Below are 19,896 nucleotides of genomic sequence, written 5' to 3' on the forward strand. Positions count from 1 at the left end.
CAAAATGCATGATACAATTAAACAGCTATTTCTCTTATGATCAACGAAAACTTATTGGGAATTATTGCGGGGATCCTAACCTCCATTTCGATGCTGCCGCAGCTGATCAAGGTATTGAAAGAAAAGAATGTGGATGACCTTTCTCCTGTTATGCTGTTAACCTTAATCATAGGACTTGCCCTATGGGTGTGGTACGGGGTAATGAAAAGCGAGGCGCCCATTATCTATTCAAACAGCTTTGCTGTTCTCGTAAACCTGTGTCTGTTAGGCAGCTATCTGATTTACAGAAAAAAGGCATAAAAAAAGGCGGATAACATTACTGCTATCCGCCTTTAACCTGAAAACACTATTCTACAAACCGTTCAACCAGCTATTCACCTCATCTTGTGTTTTACCTGTTTTCTTTTGAAGTTTACCTACCAACTCATCTTCTTTGCCTTCTGCATATAGTAAATCATCATCTGTAAGGTCAGCGTATTGCTGTTTTACCTTACCTTTAATTTCGTTCCAACGACCTTTCCAAGTTAATTCGCTCATAATATTTTTTCCTTTCGTTTTTTATAGATAGAACATCCTGCAGCTGGAATCGTTTAAAAAAAATTGTTATCAAATGTTAAAAAATGTTCACGGCGACTTACTCCGTTTTATCAATGGTCGTTTCTTCGAGATCCAATGGTGCCGGCGGTATTTCATCCACGTTCCGCTCGATTTCCTGCGTCTCCACATGGACTGCGAATTCAGACGGTTCAATTGGTATTTCCATTTCCGTAGCATACTCCCGCGTAAAAATCGCACCGAAATAAAGAATCGCTGCAGTATAATATACCCAAAGCAAAATAAGTACAAAGGAACCTGCCGCTCCATAGGTATCCTGCGTGGCCGAACGTTCGAGGTAGATGCCGATCAGGTAACGGCCAATCACAAATAATATAGCCGTAAATAGCGCGCCCGCCCGAACAGTTTTCCATTCAATATTGACATCGGGCAAGGTTTTAAAGATTACGCTAAAAAGGATGACAATAACCACAAAGGAAATGACAAAATTAATGACGTTCATCAGCACGACTGTTATTTCTGGGAAATAGCGCTGCAGCTGCCCGGTTAGGGCCAAAATAATGCCGTTGACGATCAAGGTGACCACCAACAGAAAGCCCAGGCCGATTACGAGCGAAGACGATAGCAACCGGTCCTGAATTAGTTTTAACCAACCCTTTTTTGGTTTTGGGCGTACATGCCATATTTTATTGATGGAGTTTTGCATATCGCCAAAAACCGTGGTTGCTCCAATAATCAGCGTCACTATACTGATCACCAGCGCCATATTGGATTTGCCCGACAGCTGGAGGTTCTGAATGACCTCTTCAATCTGTTTGGCGGCACTATTGCCCACCAAACCATTCAATTCGGTAAAAACCTTTCCCTGAATGGCTTCGGCACCATAAAATATACCGGCCAGTGCGATCATTAAAACTAAAATGGGGCCAATGGAAAAAACGGTATAATAGGATAATGAAGCACTGTATTTCATGGAGTCTTCATTGATAAATCCCGATACCGTATTTTTCAGTATGGTCCAATAGGTTTGTAGCTTGCTTGTCTTTTCCTTTTTTACATCCATTGCTGTCGTGTTTTTTAATCGTTATTGTTCAAAATCTATCTTGTTTTCTAAGAAAGAAACTCTTAAATAGGACAGAACGTTTGTTTTTTTAGGAAAATAAAGTCTACGTTATACGTTTTCCGTCTGGTCAGCAACATAGCCTATGCGAGGAAACACGAAATAAGTCCACTCAAAATCAAGCAGTAAGCCGCTATAATTATCATAAAAGAAATAAAGACAAACTAATGATTAATCTTCCTTGTTCCTCTACAAACAGCATATAAGATTTAAACAGCACACAAGATTAAAAATAGTATAACGAAAAGATGAAAAGTAATCAGAACGACCCGAATATTTTAAATGACCTTATTAAAATCAATAATGACCGCATCGAAGGATACAAGCTAGCTGTTGATCTGGCCAACGAGCAGGGCGAAGGTGCCCGGGAGGCTGTTTTTAACCAGCTCGCTGCGCAGTCTGAAAAATTTATTGCTGAACTCAGTCCGCTGGTTGAGCTTGCCGGTCAATACGCCACGGACCGGACAAAACTGAGCGGCGAACTTTTCCGGCTTTGGATGGTGATCAGATCAAAACTATCGGGTGGTAAGATGCAGTCTTTGTTGGAGCAATGTGAACGGGGTGAGGCGGCTTTCAGTGAAGTTTATGAGAAAGCACTTGCGGAGGAAAACAAGCTGTCTATTGGGGCCAAAAACCTAATCCAGATTCAGCTCAGCCAGCAGCGCGAAGCCCACGAAAATATTAAAATCCTGTGCGGCATTTAAATTCTGAATTGATGGGTAAATTTCGAAGAAACTAATAAAAAATAGGCTAGGAAACTAAAACCTAGCCTATAAAACACAATAATCTAACTTGCCTAAGGTATCAAAAAAAACACTGTCAGTGTAAGAATGTTTTAAAAATTTCTCAAAATATCCGTCTGAGCAGCGCTAGCTCACCCCTATTGTCGTCAGCAAATTACTACATTAATATCCTAGTCGCGCCAAGCGTCCGTACATCTCCACAAAAGCACATTGATCTAACAGCCACTTGGATTTTTGCTTTTTCTCCAAAGTCCAGTCGACATCAAACAGCCCGTCGTGATCCCTCATTTTATTCCATGCGCGGTCTAGGTTTTTCGCAAAAATGTCCAGATACTTTCTATTTCCGTCCTGTTCAAATAAACTGATATATCCCCTCATCATTACAGCATGGAACCATAAGTTACTATTCTTTAACATTGGAAAAGTATCTTGGTCCGTGGTCTGAAAAAAATACGCTAAACAAGCTTTTGCCAGGTCTTGGGCATCAATCAGATATTTTTTTTCCTTGGTAAGCTTGTAAAGCAACGCTGCTGCTTGCAACATCTGTCCGGAATTATAGGAATACTTGGCCTTACCAATATTTCCATTGAGCTGAATATTATCCCAATAGAGTTTATCCGTTGGGTCTTGCAGACCTGCCTTTGTCCACGCATAGAGTTGTCGCGCTTCATTCAGATAGTCTCCCTCTTTAGTAGCTTCAAACAGCTTTAGTGCAAATACTGCCGCAGGAGCATTGGAACAGGTATTTTTAGATTCTTTTTTCTGTTCACACCAATAGATTCCACCACCGAGCTTGTCATCCGCACCACTTTTTACAAAAGCCCAGATCTCTTTCGCATGCTTAAGATAATCGACCTTTTTTGTCTGCAGATAACTATCGGCAAAGTCAATACCCAACCAGACGTTATCATCATAAAACCGGTCTGATGGCGGAGCAGAATTGATATAGGAAGCATAACCAACGGGCTCTCTGGAATGATCCCTATATTCCATTAATCCTGGCAGCACGCGTTGGTCCAGGATCTTTTGGTAAAGCGCTTTGTTCTTTGGTAGTTCCATCAATGTGTTTACAGCGGAAAAGCTCCCCGAGAAGGGCCATAGGTAAGCATATTTCTTTTGCCCGGCTGCCTGTTCGGGATTATCAAGATAGTCCGCTTTAAAGGTTTCGTCGAAGGGATATTTCTCAGTCAACAGTTGATTTTTGGTATTTCCATACTTAGCGTAAATAATAGCTAACGTTCTCTGGGCACGTTCGGCAGACTGTCCTTTATTGAATTGCCCATAGCCTGTTAAATAGCATAAACCCGACAGCAGCACAGTTGTCGTTATCTTAGTGATTTGTCTCATCAGCATATGTATATTAAGAAGCCGTCGAAACCTTTTGGGTCACGAAGGCTTCTTTGTGTTCATTCCATTATTTTAATTTATTTTCATAGCTTGCTAATCCTTCAAAAAGCATCGCAGCACTTGCATAGGCAGTAATTTCACTGTTGCCAATAGGTGGCTGCGCCCAGGATGGACCAAAGAACAGCGTCGGTAGACTTGTTCCCTTAGTCCAGGCAATTTTACCATTATTGACCAAAAATTTCTCAAACTTACTGCGGTAGGCTGCATCAATTCCTTCCTGATTTAAATAGTCTACAAAATATCGTATAAATATCCCTTTAAACAATGCGCCGTCACCGCTTCCCTCGTCGCGCAAAATATTATTCCCGCCATCGATACAACGTGTGATTGTGTAATAACTAATTTTTTGCGCATCAACCAGATAAAGCTGATCTTTAGTAATCTTAAAAAGCTCCACTGCGGTACCAAGGAACGTACCCTGATTATAAGTCAGTGTTGTCATATCCACATTACCTGTCTGACCATTAATATTGTCATAAACAGCGCCCGTTGACGGATTGTACAGTGTTGCTTTTTGCCATTCGTAGATCTTCTTGGCCCAGGTCAGATAGTTTTCATCTTTTGTCAAACGATATAGTCTAGCTGCCAGAATACTAGCTGGCCCATTCGAGCAAGCATTTTTGCTATAGCGCATATCTTTCTTCCAAGCCAATCCACCGCCTGCATATTGCTCATCCCATGCGCCAGCAATATCTGTCCATAAAAGTAATACCGTGTCGAGGTACTTTTGATCCTTGGTAATTTCATATAAGCGCAATATGGTCAGTGCATTCCATTCCATGTCATCATAGAATACGTTATAATAGGTATTGCCATTTTTGATCTTCACACCTTCAAACCATTTGCTGAAATAGGCACTATATCTGCTGTCCTTCGTTCGTAGATAGGCATCGATAACAACATCCATCGCATGTGCATTGGGCCAATATTGAAATCCCAGATCGGATTGATTGATCGCATTGTTAAAATACCCGGACTCATTCCAGAATCCGGCAATCATCTTATCGGAAACCTGCGTTGCAATAGTTGTCCAGCTTTCCTGTACAGTGTCGTCATAGGGGTAGCTGTCCTCAATCTTGGTGCATCCTAAGAGTAGAAACAATAGGGATGACAGTATAATCATTTTATTCATGGGGTCTCCTCCTTTAATTTGGTACGACAGTATGCGTATAGTCTTTGTCGCCTTGTAAAATCATCGATATTTTTGTTGGATGGCCGTCTACTGCATCCGCAAATTTCCATTTATCGTCCCACTGTGAAAGATTGGGCAATATTCGGACGAAATAATAAGAAGGAGCTGATGAACTATTGGGAGGACTGTCCGTCCCGTTTTGAGTTCCCAGCTGTAAGGTCTCAGCCTTTCCGGCCTTGACGGTTTCCATTTGGAACTTATAACGTTGGTCACGGCCCCAACTTTCCTGTTTAAAATTGATGATACCTGTTGCAGACCAAATTCCCTTACCTTGATAAGGTAGATCCAACACCACAGCTCCGGATGGAGAAAAATAAACGCCCATGTTTTTGATCTCTGTGTAAGTAACTGCTGCCACATTGAAATCAATTCGAATACGATATACTGCCGTCTTGGCAATGCTGTTACTTCCGGTTTCACCTTCTTTTATTTTGGTTTGATCTTCCGAATAGAAAACACGCCCCTCAGCAGACTTGCGATCCGTAAAGGTGTATTTTTTTCCGGCTTCCAATTTTGTAAAGATCTCATATTCACCATTACCTACCAATTTAAAAGGTAAAGATGCGGCAACATCCGTCCCACCCTCAGTCGCCTCTCCAGTGATAAATAATTCATCGGGGATCTCCGCAAAGCCTTCCAGTGTTTTGATATTCAACACTTTCTTTGCTTTGCTCAATACCCGTTTCATTCCACGGATAGCATATACGGACCAGATCACATCGCCGCTCTCACCAGGGTTGATCCCAGCTTTCGTTGCTACCTGATTCAATATTTTGTGACTAATATTGGCGCCGTTTGAGTTTCCATTATTATCCGACGTGACTGTATAAAGAGGCTTGCTAAAATCACCATCGAGCTTATCAAAAACAACTTCATATTGCGCTGCCCCACCGTCGGCCACCAAGGCCGACTCCCATTCAAAATAGAGCGCGGCGGAACTGGAGCTTAATAATTTGACAGCTTTTCCATCTGCAGGGGCATATAGGTTCTCAACAGCCGACACCTCTGCGTCGGCGTATTTCATATCGTCTTTTTTACAGGAAACGATGCTCGCAGCCAATGCGACCATTGCTATAACTTTAAAATACCATTTCATGTTTATATCATTAATTTATGGTTCGAAACGTACATTTTTTTAATGCGCCGTTTGCGCTAGTTTTTTAATTAAATTTAGTTTGAGTAGCCCTGATTGTTAGGCAATAAATTTTTATTTAGATCGATCTGGGTTCGTGGTATCGACCAGAGATAATCTCTACTTTCATCAAATCGGCGGATATCCAGTTTGATATTACTATTGTTACCACCATATTTAGCACCCAATACCTGGCCGTCCAAATAGGTTTTACCAGCTTTCCAGCGCATGATATCATAGTAACGCAATCCCTCAAGAGCGAGCTCACTTCGCCGCTCGTTTCGGACAATTGTTTTCAGATCCCCGGTAGTCGGAAAGTCCAGTGCTTTTGATGCTTCAAAACCAGCCCGCTGACGAATAGGTCTGATCGTCATATCCCACACTGTTGCATTGAGTTGTCCCAGTGCTTCTTTTGCTTCTGCATACATCAATAAGATATCGGCGTACCGAAACATGATGATGTTCAATCCGGCATCGTATTTTACCGTTGCTGTTACATCGTAGTATTTCTTTACGTAATACCCTGTGGCGGAAGCGTTGGCACTTGCACCCTGATATTCGTCGAGCCGTTCCTTATCGGTTGTACCAGAGCCGGGTTTAATAAAGATCTTGCGTGTTGTACCGTCAAAATCAGTCCATTGCCCACCATGAAAAACGATGGTTGCGGCCATACGTGGATCGCGGTTGACATAGGGATTATTGTCGTTATATTGCGGATCCGTGGCAATGGTATTTCCGCCCAGTGTCAAATAGTTATCGACCAGACTTTGTAATGGTGCATAACCGTTTAAACGTGCCTGTGCAGAGATTGGCGCTGCATCATATAACTTATTCCAGGTTTTTAATAAAGGTACATAGGCATAATCCAGAATAACCTCTGAATTATATTCATTGGCTGCAGTAAACAACTCCGGATAACTGCGGAATAAAGCGTAAGTGCCAAATTCCGTTTGTTTTTTCATCAGATTTTCACAGTACTCCACTACTTTATTCCAGTTGCTTTCATAGAGGTATGCCCGGGCTTGAAAGGCTGAAGCGGCCCCCTTGGTAATCCGGCCACGGTCGTCTACGGGTAAAGCATCTCTGTTCGGTAGATCGGTCATACATTGGTCCAACTCTTGATGAATAAAGGCCATGATAGTCGCTTTTTCTGTCCGAGGAAGAGTCTTAGAATCTTCCAGTGAGATATCTTTCGTGAAGAAAGGCACAGCGCCATAGAAATTAACAAGTCTAAAATAGAGAAATGCACGGATAAAGCGTACCTCGGCGATACGGCGTTTTTTGAGTGCCGCATCCATTCCGGGTACACGCTCTACATTCTCCAGATAGACATGGCAGGTCTTAATACCACCATAGAGATCGGACCACTCTGCCCCAAAACGGCCCAGTGTTGGATCGGCGGTTCCATTACGGATTGCGCGCTGGTCTGTGTTTGAGCGCCCCTCAAAAATATTATCACTCAGGGCTTCATCATTCCACATACGATCTGCTGAATACAGCTGATTATAGGCCATATTGACCATTTTTTCGGCATTGTCTGGATAGTCCCAAAAATTTTCATCGGTAAAACGGTCTGTTGGCAGCGTATCCAACTTATTACAGGATGTTAATTGGAGAATTGCCATTAAACTCAAGCCTCCTATAAGTATCTTATATAGTTTCATTACATAAAAGGTTAGAATTGAATATTTAATCCACCGCCATAGTATTTCAACGTCGGATAATTGCGGGCACTATTGGCCGAACCACCCATGTTAGAATCAAATTCGGAGGATTCGGGATCTATCCAGGAGTTTTTGCTCAAAGTCAGCAGGTTTTGGGCATTGACGAAAAAGCGAACACGCTGCAATCCCAATTTCGACACCACTTCTTTTGGCAACGAATAACCTACCTGTATATTTTTCAATCGCGCGTATTTCCCGTTGAAAAGATAGAGATCAGAATCTTTCCCAAAATTGTTGGTCGATGCTGTCGATCCATTTGCAGTCAATCGTGGCCAGCGCCCATCAATATTGGTCGGCGTCCAGTAATCGAGTTGATGCTGATAAATGGTATAGGAATAATTCTGATGAAATGGTTCGATCAATTCTCCCCGGATCATCATATCGCGCTTGCCTACCCCTTGCCAGAACATACTAAAATCAAAATCTTTATAATTCAGGTTATAGGTAAGACCAAATGTAAACCGGGGGAAACCATTGCCCAACACAAAGCGGTCCCGTGCATCGATAATTCCATCGTTATTGCGGTCGACATACTTTACATCGCCGGGGCGCAGATCTGCTGCCGTAATACCGCTCGGCAAGGCCGAAGTTTCAATATCCGTTATATTTTGAAAGAATCCGGCCATCTTGTACCCATAATAGGAATTATAGGGTAGCCCAACACGCGTTAATTTAGTAATGTTATCGACTGTCGAAATACGGTCATCGCCGGGCATCGCAATAATCTTATTGTGACTATCGCCCATATTCGCATTGATCGTATGGTGGAAATCGCCTGTTGTAGCACGGTAGCTAAGGTTGATTTCCCAGCCCTCATTGTTCATTTCACCTAAATTCTGGTTCTTTAGGGAGGTTCCGAATGTGGAAGGTATTTGAGGCGACATCAAGATATCAACTGTACGCTTTTTAAAATAATCGAAACTGGCCGTTAATTTATCATGAAAGAAGGTGGCATCCAAGCCAACATTGAAATTATAGGTTTTTTCCCAGCGTAGATCCAGGCTGGCATAATTAAATCCCGCAGCAGAAACAGGTTTGTTGTTAAATCCATAACTGTTCTGATAGGATTCATAGGTAAAATAATACGCATAGTCGTCTACGGCCTGATTGCCAAGAACACCATAGGTAGATCTGATTTTTAGGCTACCGACACGTTGTTTATACCAATTCATAAATACTTCGTCGGATGCCCGCCATCCGAGGGATCCCGAAGGAAAGAAGCCCCAGCGATTAGCTTTCGAGAACTTAGAAGATCCATCGTAGCGAAAGCTAAATTCGGCAAAATACTTACTTGCAAAGTCGTATCCGGCACGACCGAAGATCGAATTGATACTATTTTGCAGTGTCCCATTTGGTGTCACACGGGCACTCACGGGATCGATAACTGTCCCTGTCGTCGGTGTGCCGAGGACAGGATCAGTAAATTTCATTTTCAGTTCGTTTTGTCGGCGTGTATAGGATTCGTTGGATGCTCCAAACAGACCTGATACATGATGACTGCCAAAATTTCGATCATAATCCAGAAGCAGCTGAAAGTTTAACAACGAAGCTTTTTCGTTAAAATCTTCGGTATTGCGGTCTGAATTGACGTAGACCTGTGCTTGCGTGGCATCTGGACTGGAATATAATGGCACCTGGATTCTACGGATAAAACGGTGATCTGCATAGATGTCCGCTCCGAAGATACCACGCAGTTTTAAACCTTCGAACAGTTTTGCTTCGAGATTCAGGTTGATATTGAAATAGTCGTTATCGTTTTTAATATAGCCGCCCTCATTCAGTTCGGCCAGAGGATTTTGATCTGTCAGTGCATTGTTGACAAGATATTTTCCATTATCAGCCTGCATGCGATAGTAGTAATAAGGCGGAAGTCGGGAGGCATTGATAATGGCACTTCCGGCCGTATTGCTCATGTTGTTGTTGCGGGTATAGGCTAAGATTGAAGTCAATTTAAAACGTCCGATCTCTGTACTGAGGTTGCTCCGCAAATTGTACCGCTTAATACCAAAGTCCTGTCCAACAAAGTTGCTGGGCTGATTGTAAAAGCCGCCGGAAAACAAATAGGAACTTTTATCGCCGCCTCCGGCCACACTGATATTATATTTTTGCTGGAAAGAGTTTTTCATGATTTCCGGCAAGTTCCACCGCTCCATATCCTGATGGGCATATAAGTCTGCAATAGCCTCCGGTGAGAACTGTGGATCCATTCCTGAGTTGGTCAGTGCAAGATTACGAAGGGTCGCATTTTCATATCCTGCAACCGGTGAAAATAAAATCTTAGGTTCTTGCACGCCCCACTGGGTGCCGACAGTCACCGCAGGCCGCTGGTTTTGGCGTCCTCTTTTGGTGGTTACCAAAATAACGCCATTTGCAGACCTCGAACCGTATATAGCCGTAGAACCTGCGTCTTTCAATAACGACACTGTTTCGATGTCATCCGGATTGATCTTATTGAGTGTTCCGCCTTCTGTAATAATTCCGTCGATCACCACCAGCGGCGCATTACTGTTTATGGTAGATATCCCACGAATATTGATATTCATCGAATTATCATTGGGGTCCATGCTTTTCTGTTGGATGGTCAAACTGGGTGAGGCTCCTTGAAGGGCTTGCGTTACATTGCCTACAGGTCGGTTTTCGAAAGTCTTCGCACTGATCTGGTCAACGGCCCCGACAACACGCTGACGTGTCGTGGTACCATAGCCGATTACGATAACTTCTTCGAGCTGACTGTTGCTGTTTTTCATGATCACATTGAGCTGCCCCGATCCATCGGTCTGCAGGGAAGACAGTTCTCCGCTCAATGCATCATAACCAACAGAGGAAAATACCAGGGTTGCTTTGGGTGAGAGATTTGTGAGGGTAAACATACCATCACTATTGGTGGTAGTACCTATAGATTCATTTCCTTTGACCCGTACAGAGACATTTGCGAGCGGTTCGCCACGTTCATTGGTCACACGTCCCTTTACAGGGACTTGATTTGGGATCATCGTAAACTCCATCGGTACGGACGTTATGGAAGCTTTTGGCTTATCATAAATGACCACAGTCTTATTATCCAACTGGTAAGACAAGGGCTGATCTTTAAAGATCTGGTCCAATACATCCGACAATTGACGGTCCCTAACTTTTATGTCAACAGGCTTCGCATTTACCATCTGCCGTTCAGTGTACAGAAAATTGTATCCCGTCTGAGATTTGAGTTCCCTAAATATTTTCTTAAGGCTCATGTTGGAGTATTCTAATGTTACCTTTTGTGCAAAGGTGGTAGCGCTAACCTGCATAAAAGTAACCAAGATAATTATGGTTGTCAATCGCATAATAAGCCATAGTTTACGGAATAGCAGATACGCTATCTCCTTTTTTCTGATATAATTTTGATACATTTGTAAGGTTTATTTGCAGTGTATTCGAGTCGTCCAAAACAGAAACATACTGCAGATTGGATAGTTAAAATTTAATTGTCCCAAACGGCAACCGAGCTCCTTCAGGATCTTGGTTGCTTTTTTATACCCCACCTTTGTGGCTATTCGTTTTGTCGTTTTTTGTTCATCGGTTTGTTTATTTAGGTTATTGTGTCATTAATTATTTTTAGGTTATTAGGGAAGTACATGTATTTTTTTCCCGTCTATTCTGAAATGAACGGCACCCGTTTTTTCGAGCAGGCTTAAGACCTTTTGAACATCATCAAAACGCGATATTCCGCCCCCAAATTTCTCGGTCGTTTTTTTACCCTGATAGATGACCTCCACATTATACCAGCGTGCCACCTTGCGCATGACGCTTTCGATACCATCTCCATCGAACATAAATTCGTTGTTTGTCCAGGCAATAACCGGCGCTGTATCTATTGGGCGGGATTTTAGCACCCCATGAGCTGTAAGGCTCGACTGCTGACCCGGTGCTAATAACAATTTTTGACTGTGGGAACTGACCTGTACACGACCTTCCAGAAGGGTGGTCTGTACCGCCGATTCGTCGGTATAACTGTTTACATTGAAATGGGTACCCAGCACTTCGACCTGCTGATCTGCTGCCTGCACAATAAAGGGGTGTTTGGCATCCTTCGCTACTTCAAAATAAGCTTCACCGGTCAGTGTGACAGTTCTGTTTTTTTGATTTGCAAAACGAACCGGATAGCTGAGCGAAGAAGCCGCATTGAGCCATACTTGTGTACCGTCAGGTAGCTTAATCCGATAGGTTTCTCCTTTGGTTGTCGATAAGGTATTTTGCTCGATTTCGCCCTGCGACTTATCGCTGACTTCGTAAATCAATTGGCCATCCGTTGTTTTAGAAATTCTTATACCCGATTCTTCCGCAATCCGACCGTTTTGTGTTTCATGTAGATGAATCTGCTTGCCGTTGGCTAGCGTTAAGGTCGCCGATTGTTTTCCGGGTGATATCACATGTTGTGCAGTCTGCGGAGATACGTTTTTATTTTCAACGGCAAGAAACCAGCGACCAATAAATAATAGTCCGATAATAGCCGCTGCGATTGCGCCGATACGTTTCCAATCCCACAGCGATCTTGTTTTCGGTTTATTGATCTGGAGATGCAATTGGTCCCAGGTATTATCCAGTACTGCCAATAAGGTTGGATCATCCAACAGATGTTGATCGATGGGATCATCTAAAACCTCCTGGATGAGTTCTTGAAGTAATATTTTATCCTTGCCTGATTTTACATAGGACAAAAACGCACGGGAATTTTCTTCGCTAAGTTTCCCCTGTATATAGCGCCTTAACGTATATCGAAGTGTTTTCTTTTCCACAATTGGTTATCCTCTTTTCAGCTAATACACTTCAGCGGTAAACGTCATCTGCTCTACCTGCAAATTTATTTTACTTTTTTTCTGTGCAATGAAAATTAGATGCGTTAATGCTGTTGGAGAAGTATAAAAGAAATAATGAGCAATGTGGATTTATCCAGGATCCCATGCTTCTCTTTGATATATTTTGTAGCTTTTACGATGTGGTCGTTGATGGTGGATGTCGATATACTCAATAAGTCGCTTACTTCGGCATAGGTTTTGCCCTCAATTTTACAAAGTTTGTAGATCAATTTGCGTTGTGGCGGCAGCTGGTCAATGGTCTGAGACAACCATTCTTCATATTGCTTTTCATAGAGCTCTTCTTCGACGTGACTGTATAAGGCTGTATTGTGAAGGCTAAGATATGCCTGAACTTGTTTTTCGAGGTTATTTCGCCGGATAAAATTATAGACAGTATATTTGGCGATCTGGAATAGATAAGATCGAAAAGACTGCTCGGGATCAATCAACTCCCGTTTATCCCATACTTTAATAAATACTTCCTGTAATAGTTCGACTGCGTCTTCTTCGGACTTGACCATCTTACGGATGTTGAGATAAATACGCCCACTATACCTACTGTAGACCTGCCGAAAAGCACGCTGGCAGCCAGAACGAAGGGAGATCAAGACAGACTTCTCTTCAGTATCGTCGTATTTTTGTGCGTACATTGTCACGTTTTACCCTTTCATTACTAGCAAAGATTGCTATTTGTTTATAATATCCGGTTATTGATCTCCAATCTTAACATTTGCTTACAAGCTAATAAGCGTCACAAAAAACAATTACATGATGCAGGAATATTTCATAAGTTGGTCTTTCACGCACTGTGTCTAGTAATTTGTGGATTACTCCCTTAATCTGGTTACGAACAAATATAATAAAACTAAAACGGTTTTGCTTTTTTTAATAAAAATTTAAAAAGATTAACAAATTTCGATTTTTCTCAAACATGCATAGCAGGAATTCATCCGGCACATAAAAAGGAGACTACGATTTACTTCGTGTCTCCTTCATAGCCCAATAGTACCTGTCGAGGCCTTTCTCCAGACCTCCTTCCAACGCTTACTAGGGCAATAGATGAGATCGGCACCATCGCCAAAGGAGAAACAGGAGCAAGGCGAAGACCATGATCCAAACCTGCTGGGCAGAGCGCATTTGGCTGCCACTTTTTTCATGGCCGACCTGCTTTTGTTTTTCCTGTTGCCTTTTTTCAGCCAGCTCCAGTACCTGTTTACTGACTCTTTTGGCCGACTCATGCAATAATAAACCTCCCGACCGGGCAGACAGACCACTATCGGGATAGAAACGAAAAGCACTGTCCGTCCAAAAGTACCAAAGGCGGGAAAGCGTATCCTGATGGTCGGAATATAACCTTCGGAGCTGCTCGGTATACTGCCGGTTCGTATCCGTTTCTTGTTGTTTCTGATATTTTTTACTTTCGTAGACCTTACAGGAGACCAGCAAGGATAAGAGTCCCCCGTAAAATATCATCTGGCATAGCCTTGTTTTCATCATTCCTCCTTTCAGTCCAGCCAATTTGAAAACGCATAAATGGTAGACAAGGGACGCCGCTTGCACAATACGCGATTATCCACATTTCCTTCCACAGTCAGGATCCAATTACCCTCCTTTTTGCGCACAATCCCTACATGATTGATACGCTGGATACTGGAGCTATAGATCGCGAAGAGATCTGCCTGGCGGACAGTCCCCGGGTTGATCTGCTGGGCCGTATACCGACGCGCCAACGGAAAAAGTGCCGGACTCCAGGCATTGCGCGGAACAGCAAGGCCCGCCTGGCCATAACACCAGGATACAAAAGCCGCACACCAGGCATGGCCCTTTCCAAGACCAGTATACGCTAGGTATTCCTCGACCCGCATGCCATCGTTATTGCCTGTGGCTTCCTGCACACCAATTTCGTGTACCGCAATATCGACAATGCGTTCGCGTACACCCGAACAGGCGTAGCGTTTCACTGATGGGTCATCCACCTGCTCCAGCCCAGAGCTGGTATTTGGGAGCTCAGCATAACTGCCTGACTGCTCCTTATCGGCTATAGCAGCATTGCCAGCACCGCCAAGAAAGAGAACAGCGACAGAAAGAAAACCGAAAAATAAATAACGCATTGTTGCCATGATGTCAATTGATTAAAGTGAACACTAAATTGCTGACTAAAGAGCTTAAAAGGCTGCCAGAGGATCTCCTGTAGCCAAAAGCAGCAGTATATGATTAATAGGGCCGCCAAAACGGCAAAGAACAATACCGAAAGAATACCAATATCCAATACCCCTGCCGTGGGATCTATCGCTTGCAGCAGAAAGCCTGCAGCAATAAAAAATACCATAAGACAGACCAGACTAATGCCCAGTACCCATCTCCCTGTCAAAGGCCAATAGATATCCTCGATATCCGCGACCAATTGTTGTTGTACTATTTTCATTTGTTTGATTTTAAATTTTACCTTATCGAATCAATTCGTTTCAAAAAAAGAGCTGCTCCCGAAAGAGCAGTCTCCATAAATCCACACAGCTAGGTGAGCACAAATTCACCTAAATACTGGCTGCTTGATGTCATCACTCCGTCCCGATGGATGTTAAATGTCCAGCCGACTATTGTCTTACCGGTATAGCTGTCTGGCAGTGTAATATCCATTGCGGCATCAAGTCGTGTTGCACCTTCAAATGCAAAAAAGAGGTTTTCTATTACGTCGTACAGAATCACAAGGACCTGATCATCGTCAAACGCATTGAAGCGGTTTCCGATCGGATCCCAGGTCAAAGACAATACCTTGGGAAAAGATTCAACTGTCTGCAACCCTACCAGAGCGGCCAAACCACCGCTTGCGATTTTTACGACACTATAGTCGACCGTAAAATTGGGATAAGCCCCTTGAAACGCATTATTGATAAATTGTTGGAAAGCTACATTGTAGCCTGTTTTGTTTCTTTGTTTGCTGTCCGAAAAACCCAGCATCAGGATATCTTTAATGGATTTGAGAAAACTGGTTGTCATCCCAAATTTCATGCGCTGTGCCAGCTGATCTTCCGATGCTGCCTTTGAACTTTTCTTTGGTAGCGAGCGTACATAGTCTATACCCCGCCACGACGAACCTACGATGTTGCCAACCTTACCCTGGTAGGCCCCGTGAATTCCTTTTATAAATCTTGCCATACTATTATTTTTTTAAAATATTTAACCATCATGTGGCGCTGCAGGCAGCCACGATATCGATATCATGACACTAAGGTAAAGTGGTTTAGAAGCGCATTTGGTCTAACGACGCCATCTGACGCCATTTGTCTGAAATTGCCATTTATGGCGACATAAAACCGAGCTATATGTTGGGAAATACTGTATTTTTCGAGGGGTTTCGGTCCGGGCTCGCCCGCTTCTGGATTAGTCATTCTTTGTCAGTTTATGGCTATTTTTAGGCCATTCAAAGGCCGCTGCATTGCTAATATGACAAGGTCTAAGCAGATAAACAGCAAAGAATCACCAAAGAACAGGCAGAGAAATGGCAAAGAAATACCAAAGAATAGGCAAATGAATAGCAAAGGATATACAGAGAAAGACTAAAGGATAAGCAATGAAGTAGCCTAGTGTAGGTAAGCTATCAGTAAGGAAATAGCAGGTCGGTATACTAGCAATACCAAATCAATACGCCACAAAAAGTAAAGAATTGGCCATAAATCAGCAATAAAAAAAGAGAATAAAAAGGGGCCAACCTTTTCATAAAAGATCGGCCTACTAAACACTAGGGCTCAAATTAGTCCCTTAGTGATACTCCGCTTGATCGCATCCTGCAGATCCTCTTCGCGGTAATAATGTTTGTTACCCAGATAAATGGGCTTAAGGACACCCGATTTCACCCAGCGGTTGTAGGTTCGTTCGGAGATCCCTAATCTTGACACCACAGCCATGCGGGTCATCAATTCATCAATGTTCCACTTTGTCATTTGTCCAGACTCCGAAGAGAGGTGGTGTGCTGATAGTTTTGCATTGATTTCTCGCAACAATTGTACGATTTCATCCAATTGTGACATAAAATATTCCATTGGTCGATACCATGAAATGAGGGCAGCCTACCCTTTACTTATTATTTTGTTTATATACTTCATATTGGTGTTTAAAATTCGCTTTATAAGATCTCGTCATTAAAATAGGAAAAGTATTTCTTGGTTTCATCAAGTATAATTCATCTGTGCGTACTAGATCAACCTTCGCTAAATTAACCAAGGTATTGCGTCGTGGACGCGCAAACTTAGCGACCGGAAGCTCGGATTGTAATGCTCTAAGGCTTCCTCTATAGCGATGGCTCTCCTCCTTCATAAAAATATCAATCAGGAGATTGTTAACCGTGGCATAAAAAATTTCTTCCACCTCAATATCAATTATTTTGCTATCCAAGGTTTTCACCTTCAGGGTTTTTACATCACGCGTTTTCATATCCAATCTTTTGTCGACCATCTCGACTACATCTTCCATTTTCGCCTTTAAGGCGTTAAAACTAATCTTTTTACTGAAATAAGTATAGATACCAGCCTCATTGGCTTTAAAGACATAATCTGTATGCGCAGAACAAGCCACCATCAGTGGCGGATTGGGGATCAATTTAGCCAGTTTGATTCCATCAATATCGGCATCGCCAAGGTCCATATCCAGTATCAAAATATCCACTTCATTTTCTTTCAAATATTCAATGGCTTGCACGGGTTTATTCACGATCTCGATATCCTCATTGATAAAAGGAAGCTCTTTTAAGGACATCAGCACATATACCAACGAACTGGGTTCATCGTCCACGATCAATACCCTATAATTTAGCTTATTCATTTCTTTTCAAAAAATTTTAGTTTAATATGTATAGAAAAGATCCCATTTTGTTGCTCGGTCTCCAGTGTGGTCTGATAATCTACTTGCTCCAGTTTCGCCCGCAGTAATCCAAAGCCAGTTTCAGCACTGATTTTATCGCTTTTGGGTGCCCAATGGTTTGTGCAACACAAAAACATTTCACCCCCGTTGCCAAGGAGCGTAAATACGATTGGATAATCTGCCGAAATCAGGGCATGTTTTAAACAGTTTTCCAGCGGGAAGAATAATATGCCTGTTGGTATTGCCGGGTAAGTAGGCTTTCCTATTGTAGGCTCATAGCGAACAGCTCTTTCTCCATAGTAATCCTGTAGCAGTCGAACGAAACAATTGAGCTCGTCAAGCTCTTCCTCAAAAGGTTTGAGTTCACCATTTTTCTCGATTTCCAGCAAATAAGCCAAAAACTGGATGATATCCCGTTTGGTACGTTTATCGGATGGTTCCTCATCGATCAACATCTTACCAAAGCTGGTCAGAAATATTGTTGTCAGGAAATGCGAGGTGTATTGAATACCCAATGCCCTTTCTCTAAATTGTTTCAAATCCTTATTCAGCTCATTTCTTTCCTTCTTTAGCAGCGATGCTTTGTAACGAAAGAAAACTCCGGCTGCCAATAAATTAGCGACCAGATATCCACTTATAATTTTAAAATAAAACTTTGGTAGATTAGCGGATTGCACATGACGAGAGAAACGAATATTAACCAGGGGAAGTATCGTATAAATTAAGGTATGAATACAGGGAATAACGGTCAATGAAATAAGGAGATACAGCATTAAGCTGACTATTCTTCGTTTGTTTCCCTTTTTCCAGCTATAAAAGTACAGTACAGTAATTATGTAACTGTATAGCGTATACAAAGATGCAACAATCGCAATCTGAACAAAGGGAATAACTTCTTCACTCCATAACAAATTCGCCAACCATACTATAGTCAACATAAAAGTAAAAACAAGCATATTCTGATACGCTAAATGAAGTATGTTTCGCATGGTAACCCGTCAGTTTACTTAACAAGTTTAAGTTAAAAAAATATTTTTATACAAATTGGTAACAAAAATATTTTCTATTAAAAATTCCTCTCTTTTCGTTGAGTTGGATCTGAATATTTTCTTCCAATTCCAGATCAAATTTCACGTTATTATAGGACCTGATTTTATAACAATTGAGTTCATGGAGATATCCCCAGCATTCCCAACGCCAAGGTTCGTCTTTGATTTGATTAGCTAAAAATTGATATAGCGATTGCATACTGCGCAATAGATAATCTTCTCTACTTTCGTGGCTCAATCGAAAAATCTCTTCCCCCATAAAAAGGTAATAGCGGCCGTCTTTGACGGAATGGGCTAGTGGGACAATCGGCATTTGAAGTAAAAAACTCAGTACAGCAATACCTTTTCGTACATAGATAGAGCTTTCCAAAAAACTAACTTTCAGTTTTCTCTCCAGCGTATCTTTAGTTCCACTATTTCCATCGGCAAATATCAGCAAGTGTCTCCCCGCACGCATCGTCGTCCTGGCCTTCAATAGTACACTTGGATCGTCGCTCATCAAAAAGCTGTGTAATGTTCCCTTTTCATGACATAGATCACGAAGTGCTGACATTTCTTCCTGATGCTTTGCAAATACTTTTCTATCCATTAAGATATCGAACTGGATGTTATTTTCAGCTAGTATTTGGGGGATATAGGCATGCATCCCCAAGTGATATAGTACCAAAATGCTCGGTTCGGCTTTCGGGAGCGATCCTATAGCGTCAGTATTCCAAATCAGATTAGAATGCAAGGGTTTGGGCAAATGATAATTGCACCATTGTTGGTAAATAAATTGGTGTTGCTCCCATTTCAATCGGGGCATGTAGCGGTGCAGATGCGCCGAAAATAGCGCATAGCTCCAGCTGTGGTTGTCTTCTGAATATATCATTTAAGGCGATTTATTGAAGGGAGGAAGAAAACATCCCTGTTTTCGTTCCTCCCTCAAGGGTATTTGGCTGCGCGAATTAGAAAGTTAAGATGGGACAACTTTCCTCATCTTTGACCTCACCGGAAATAAAAGATTGCAGCTCATCCCATTGTAAAATAGGCTGCGCTTCCATTGCCTGATCTATGCCATTGAATACCTGATCTTTCAAGATTTTCATTTCATACTATCTTTGATTTACAATTGGTCCTTCAAAGGATTGTACCTTCCCTTTGTCGAACGCTTGACTACTCCATATCGGATCCAACGGCGGCAAATATGTTAGAACAAATAAATCCGTTCAAAAAAAATTGTACATATACGGATTATGGTCATCTACAATTCAAATACAGCTTCGATCTGTCATCCACAATC

Annotated in this window: 21 protein-coding genes; 2 read left to right on the forward strand and 19 right to left on the reverse strand. The window is 42.2% G+C overall.

Going from position 1 to position 19,896, the window contains the following annotated elements:
* The first annotated feature begins 36 nt into the window (after positions 1 to 36).
* Positions 37 to 300 carry a SemiSWEET transporter gene (locus B3P16_RS06345; RefSeq protein WP_286771067.1) on the forward strand — a complete coding sequence of 88 codons (264 nt, stop codon included), beginning with the start codon at positions 37 to 39 and terminating at the stop codon, positions 298 to 300.
* 51 nt (positions 301 to 351) lie between these two features.
* Here the strand turns inward: B3P16_RS06345 and B3P16_RS06350 are convergent, their stop codons facing one another.
* On the reverse strand, positions 352 to 537 hold the full coding sequence (locus tag B3P16_RS06350; protein WP_046675215.1) for a CsbD family protein: 186 nt from the start codon (positions 535 to 537) through the stop codon (positions 352 to 354).
* Positions 538 to 634: 97 nt separating this feature from the next.
* A complete protein-coding gene (locus tag B3P16_RS06355; protein WP_286841874.1) occupies positions 635 to 1,618 on the reverse strand; it encodes a YihY/virulence factor BrkB family protein in 984 nt (327 codons plus the stop codon).
* A 305-nt stretch (positions 1,619 to 1,923) separates the two neighbouring features.
* Here B3P16_RS06355 and B3P16_RS06360 point away from each other — a divergent pair, with 305 nt between their 5' ends.
* Positions 1,924 to 2,379: a PA2169 family four-helix-bundle protein gene (locus B3P16_RS06360; RefSeq protein ID WP_286841875.1), complete on the forward strand. Its 456-nt coding sequence runs from the start codon at positions 1,924 to 1,926 to the stop codon at positions 2,377 to 2,379.
* A gap of 201 nt (positions 2,380 to 2,580) precedes the next feature.
* On the opposite strand, the gene B3P16_RS06365 is transcribed toward B3P16_RS06360, so the two are convergent.
* The 17 genes from B3P16_RS06365 to B3P16_RS06445 all read right to left on the reverse strand — a co-directional run bounded on the left by B3P16_RS06365 (position 2,581) and on the right by B3P16_RS06445 (position 19,702).
* The gene (locus B3P16_RS06365) at positions 2,581 to 3,765 is read right to left on the reverse strand and encodes a glycoside hydrolase family 76 protein (RefSeq protein WP_286841877.1); all 1,185 of its coding nucleotides are present in this window, start codon (positions 3,763 to 3,765) and stop codon (positions 2,581 to 2,583) included.
* Between the two features lie 67 nt (positions 3,766 to 3,832).
* Positions 3,833 to 4,957 carry a glycoside hydrolase family 76 protein gene (locus B3P16_RS06370; RefSeq protein WP_075993609.1) on the reverse strand — a complete coding sequence of 375 codons (1,125 nt, stop codon included), beginning with the start codon at positions 4,955 to 4,957 and terminating at the stop codon, positions 3,833 to 3,835.
* Positions 4,958 to 4,970: 13 nt separating this feature from the next.
* Positions 4,971 to 6,113 (reverse strand): SusE domain-containing protein, encoded by a 1,143-nt coding sequence (locus B3P16_RS06375; protein ID WP_075993610.1) that lies wholly within the window; start codon positions 6,111 to 6,113, stop codon positions 4,971 to 4,973.
* A 74-nt stretch (positions 6,114 to 6,187) separates the two neighbouring features.
* Positions 6,188 to 7,813 (reverse strand): RagB/SusD family nutrient uptake outer membrane protein, encoded by a 1,626-nt coding sequence (locus B3P16_RS06380; RefSeq protein ID WP_286841879.1) that lies wholly within the window; start codon positions 7,811 to 7,813, stop codon positions 6,188 to 6,190.
* Positions 7,814 to 7,824: 11 nt separating this feature from the next.
* A complete protein-coding gene (locus tag B3P16_RS06385) occupies positions 7,825 to 11,262 on the reverse strand; it encodes a TonB-dependent receptor (RefSeq protein WP_286841881.1) in 3,438 nt (1,145 codons plus the stop codon).
* Between the two features lie 213 nt (positions 11,263 to 11,475).
* Positions 11,476 to 12,648, reverse strand: coding sequence for a FecR family protein (locus B3P16_RS06390; protein ID WP_286841883.1), 1,173 nt, complete (start codon positions 12,646 to 12,648; stop codon positions 11,476 to 11,478).
* A 104-nt stretch (positions 12,649 to 12,752) separates the two neighbouring features.
* A complete protein-coding gene (locus B3P16_RS06395) occupies positions 12,753 to 13,358 on the reverse strand; it encodes an RNA polymerase sigma factor (protein WP_159333192.1) in 606 nt (201 codons plus the stop codon).
* A 397-nt stretch (positions 13,359 to 13,755) separates the two neighbouring features.
* A complete protein-coding gene (locus tag B3P16_RS06400; RefSeq protein ID WP_286841885.1) occupies positions 13,756 to 14,181 on the reverse strand; it encodes a hypothetical protein in 426 nt (141 codons plus the stop codon).
* A 32-nt stretch (positions 14,182 to 14,213) separates the two neighbouring features.
* Positions 14,214 to 14,828, reverse strand: a complete 615-nt coding sequence (locus B3P16_RS06405) for a CHAP domain-containing protein (protein ID WP_286841886.1) — start codon at positions 14,826 to 14,828, stop codon at positions 14,214 to 14,216.
* Positions 14,747 to 15,133, reverse strand: coding sequence for a hypothetical protein (locus B3P16_RS06410; RefSeq protein ID WP_286841888.1), 387 nt, complete (start codon positions 15,131 to 15,133; stop codon positions 14,747 to 14,749). The genes B3P16_RS06405 and B3P16_RS06410 overlap by 82 nt, the downstream gene beginning before the upstream one ends.
* Positions 15,134 to 15,222: 89 nt before the next feature.
* Positions 15,223 to 15,864, reverse strand: coding sequence for a DUF6266 family protein (locus B3P16_RS06415; protein WP_159727973.1), 642 nt, complete (start codon positions 15,862 to 15,864; stop codon positions 15,223 to 15,225).
* A gap of 62 nt (positions 15,865 to 15,926) precedes the next feature.
* Positions 15,927 to 16,097 carry a hypothetical protein gene (locus tag B3P16_RS06420; RefSeq protein WP_159727975.1) on the reverse strand — a complete coding sequence of 57 codons (171 nt, stop codon included), beginning with the start codon at positions 16,095 to 16,097 and terminating at the stop codon, positions 15,927 to 15,929.
* A 357-nt stretch (positions 16,098 to 16,454) separates the two neighbouring features.
* The gene (locus B3P16_RS06425; protein WP_220801679.1) at positions 16,455 to 16,748 is read right to left on the reverse strand and encodes a helix-turn-helix domain-containing protein; all 294 of its coding nucleotides are present in this window, start codon (positions 16,746 to 16,748) and stop codon (positions 16,455 to 16,457) included.
* 34 nt (positions 16,749 to 16,782) lie between these two features.
* On the reverse strand, positions 16,783 to 17,526 hold the full coding sequence (locus B3P16_RS06430; RefSeq protein WP_286841892.1) for a LytR/AlgR family response regulator transcription factor: 744 nt from the start codon (positions 17,524 to 17,526) through the stop codon (positions 16,783 to 16,785).
* Positions 17,523 to 18,554 carry a hypothetical protein gene (locus B3P16_RS06435; RefSeq protein ID WP_286841894.1) on the reverse strand — a complete coding sequence of 344 codons (1,032 nt, stop codon included), beginning with the start codon at positions 18,552 to 18,554 and terminating at the stop codon, positions 17,523 to 17,525. The genes B3P16_RS06430 and B3P16_RS06435 overlap by 4 nt, the downstream gene beginning before the upstream one ends.
* Positions 18,555 to 18,600: 46 nt before the next feature.
* Positions 18,601 to 19,485 (reverse strand): hypothetical protein, encoded by an 885-nt coding sequence (locus B3P16_RS06440; RefSeq protein WP_286841895.1) that lies wholly within the window; start codon positions 19,483 to 19,485, stop codon positions 18,601 to 18,603.
* Positions 19,486 to 19,561: 76 nt separating this feature from the next.
* Positions 19,562 to 19,702 carry a hypothetical protein gene (locus B3P16_RS06445; protein ID WP_153847820.1) on the reverse strand — a complete coding sequence of 47 codons (141 nt, stop codon included), beginning with the start codon at positions 19,700 to 19,702 and terminating at the stop codon, positions 19,562 to 19,564.
* Between the last annotated feature and the right edge of the window lie 194 nt (positions 19,703 to 19,896).

The organism is Sphingobacterium sp. UBA7631 (assembly GCF_002483935.1).
Taxonomy (GTDB): domain Bacteria; phylum Bacteroidota; class Bacteroidia; order Sphingobacteriales; family Sphingobacteriaceae; genus Sphingobacterium; species Sphingobacterium multivorum.

Excerpts from the sequence above, each read along its gene's own strand:
- B3P16_RS06345 (WP_286771067.1), top strand. The coding sequence starts at position 37 with ATGATCAACGAAAACTTATTGGGAATTATTGCGGGGATCCTAACCTCC.
- B3P16_RS06350 (WP_046675215.1), bottom strand. The coding sequence starts at position 537 with ATGAGCGAATTAACTTGGAAAGGTCGTTGGAACGAAATTAAAGGTAAG.
- B3P16_RS06355 (WP_286841874.1), bottom strand. The coding sequence starts at position 1,618 with ATGGATGTAAAAAAGGAAAAGACAAGCAAGCTACAAACCTATTGGACC.
- B3P16_RS06360 (WP_286841875.1), top strand. The coding sequence starts at position 1,924 with ATGAAAAGTAATCAGAACGACCCGAATATTTTAAATGACCTTATTAAA.
- B3P16_RS06365 (WP_286841877.1), bottom strand. The coding sequence starts at position 3,765 with ATGAGACAAATCACTAAGATAACGACAACTGTGCTGCTGTCGGGTTTA.
- B3P16_RS06370 (WP_075993609.1), bottom strand. The coding sequence starts at position 4,957 with ATGAATAAAATGATTATACTGTCATCCCTATTGTTTCTACTCTTAGGA.
- B3P16_RS06375 (WP_075993610.1), bottom strand. The coding sequence starts at position 6,113 with ATGAAATGGTATTTTAAAGTTATAGCAATGGTCGCATTGGCTGCGAGC.
- B3P16_RS06380 (WP_286841879.1), bottom strand. The coding sequence starts at position 7,813 with ATGAAACTATATAAGATACTTATAGGAGGCTTGAGTTTAATGGCAATT.
- B3P16_RS06385 (WP_286841881.1), bottom strand. The coding sequence starts at position 11,262 with ATGTATCAAAATTATATCAGAAAAAAGGAGATAGCGTATCTGCTATTC.
- B3P16_RS06395 (WP_159333192.1), bottom strand. The coding sequence starts at position 13,358 with ATGTACGCACAAAAATACGACGATACTGAAGAGAAGTCTGTCTTGATC.
- B3P16_RS06400 (WP_286841885.1), bottom strand. The coding sequence starts at position 14,181 with ATGATATTTTACGGGGGACTCTTATCCTTGCTGGTCTCCTGTAAGGTC.
- B3P16_RS06405 (WP_286841886.1), bottom strand. The coding sequence starts at position 14,828 with ATGGCAACAATGCGTTATTTATTTTTCGGTTTTCTTTCTGTCGCTGTT.
- B3P16_RS06410 (WP_286841888.1), bottom strand. The coding sequence starts at position 15,133 with ATGAAAATAGTACAACAACAATTGGTCGCGGATATCGAGGATATCTAT.
- B3P16_RS06415 (WP_159727973.1), bottom strand. The coding sequence starts at position 15,864 with ATGGCAAGATTTATAAAAGGAATTCACGGGGCCTACCAGGGTAAGGTT.
- B3P16_RS06420 (WP_159727975.1), bottom strand. The coding sequence starts at position 16,097 with ATGACTAATCCAGAAGCGGGCGAGCCCGGACCGAAACCCCTCGAAAAA.
- B3P16_RS06425 (WP_220801679.1), bottom strand. The coding sequence starts at position 16,748 with ATGGAATATTTTATGTCACAATTGGATGAAATCGTACAATTGTTGCGA.
- B3P16_RS06430 (WP_286841892.1), bottom strand. The coding sequence starts at position 17,526 with ATGAATAAGCTAAATTATAGGGTATTGATCGTGGACGATGAACCCAGT.
- B3P16_RS06435 (WP_286841894.1), bottom strand. The coding sequence starts at position 18,554 with ATGCGAAACATACTTCATTTAGCGTATCAGAATATGCTTGTTTTTACT.
- B3P16_RS06440 (WP_286841895.1), bottom strand. The coding sequence starts at position 19,485 with ATGATATATTCAGAAGACAACCACAGCTGGAGCTATGCGCTATTTTCG.
- B3P16_RS06445 (WP_153847820.1), bottom strand. The coding sequence starts at position 19,702 with ATGAAAATCTTGAAAGATCAGGTATTCAATGGCATAGATCAGGCAATG.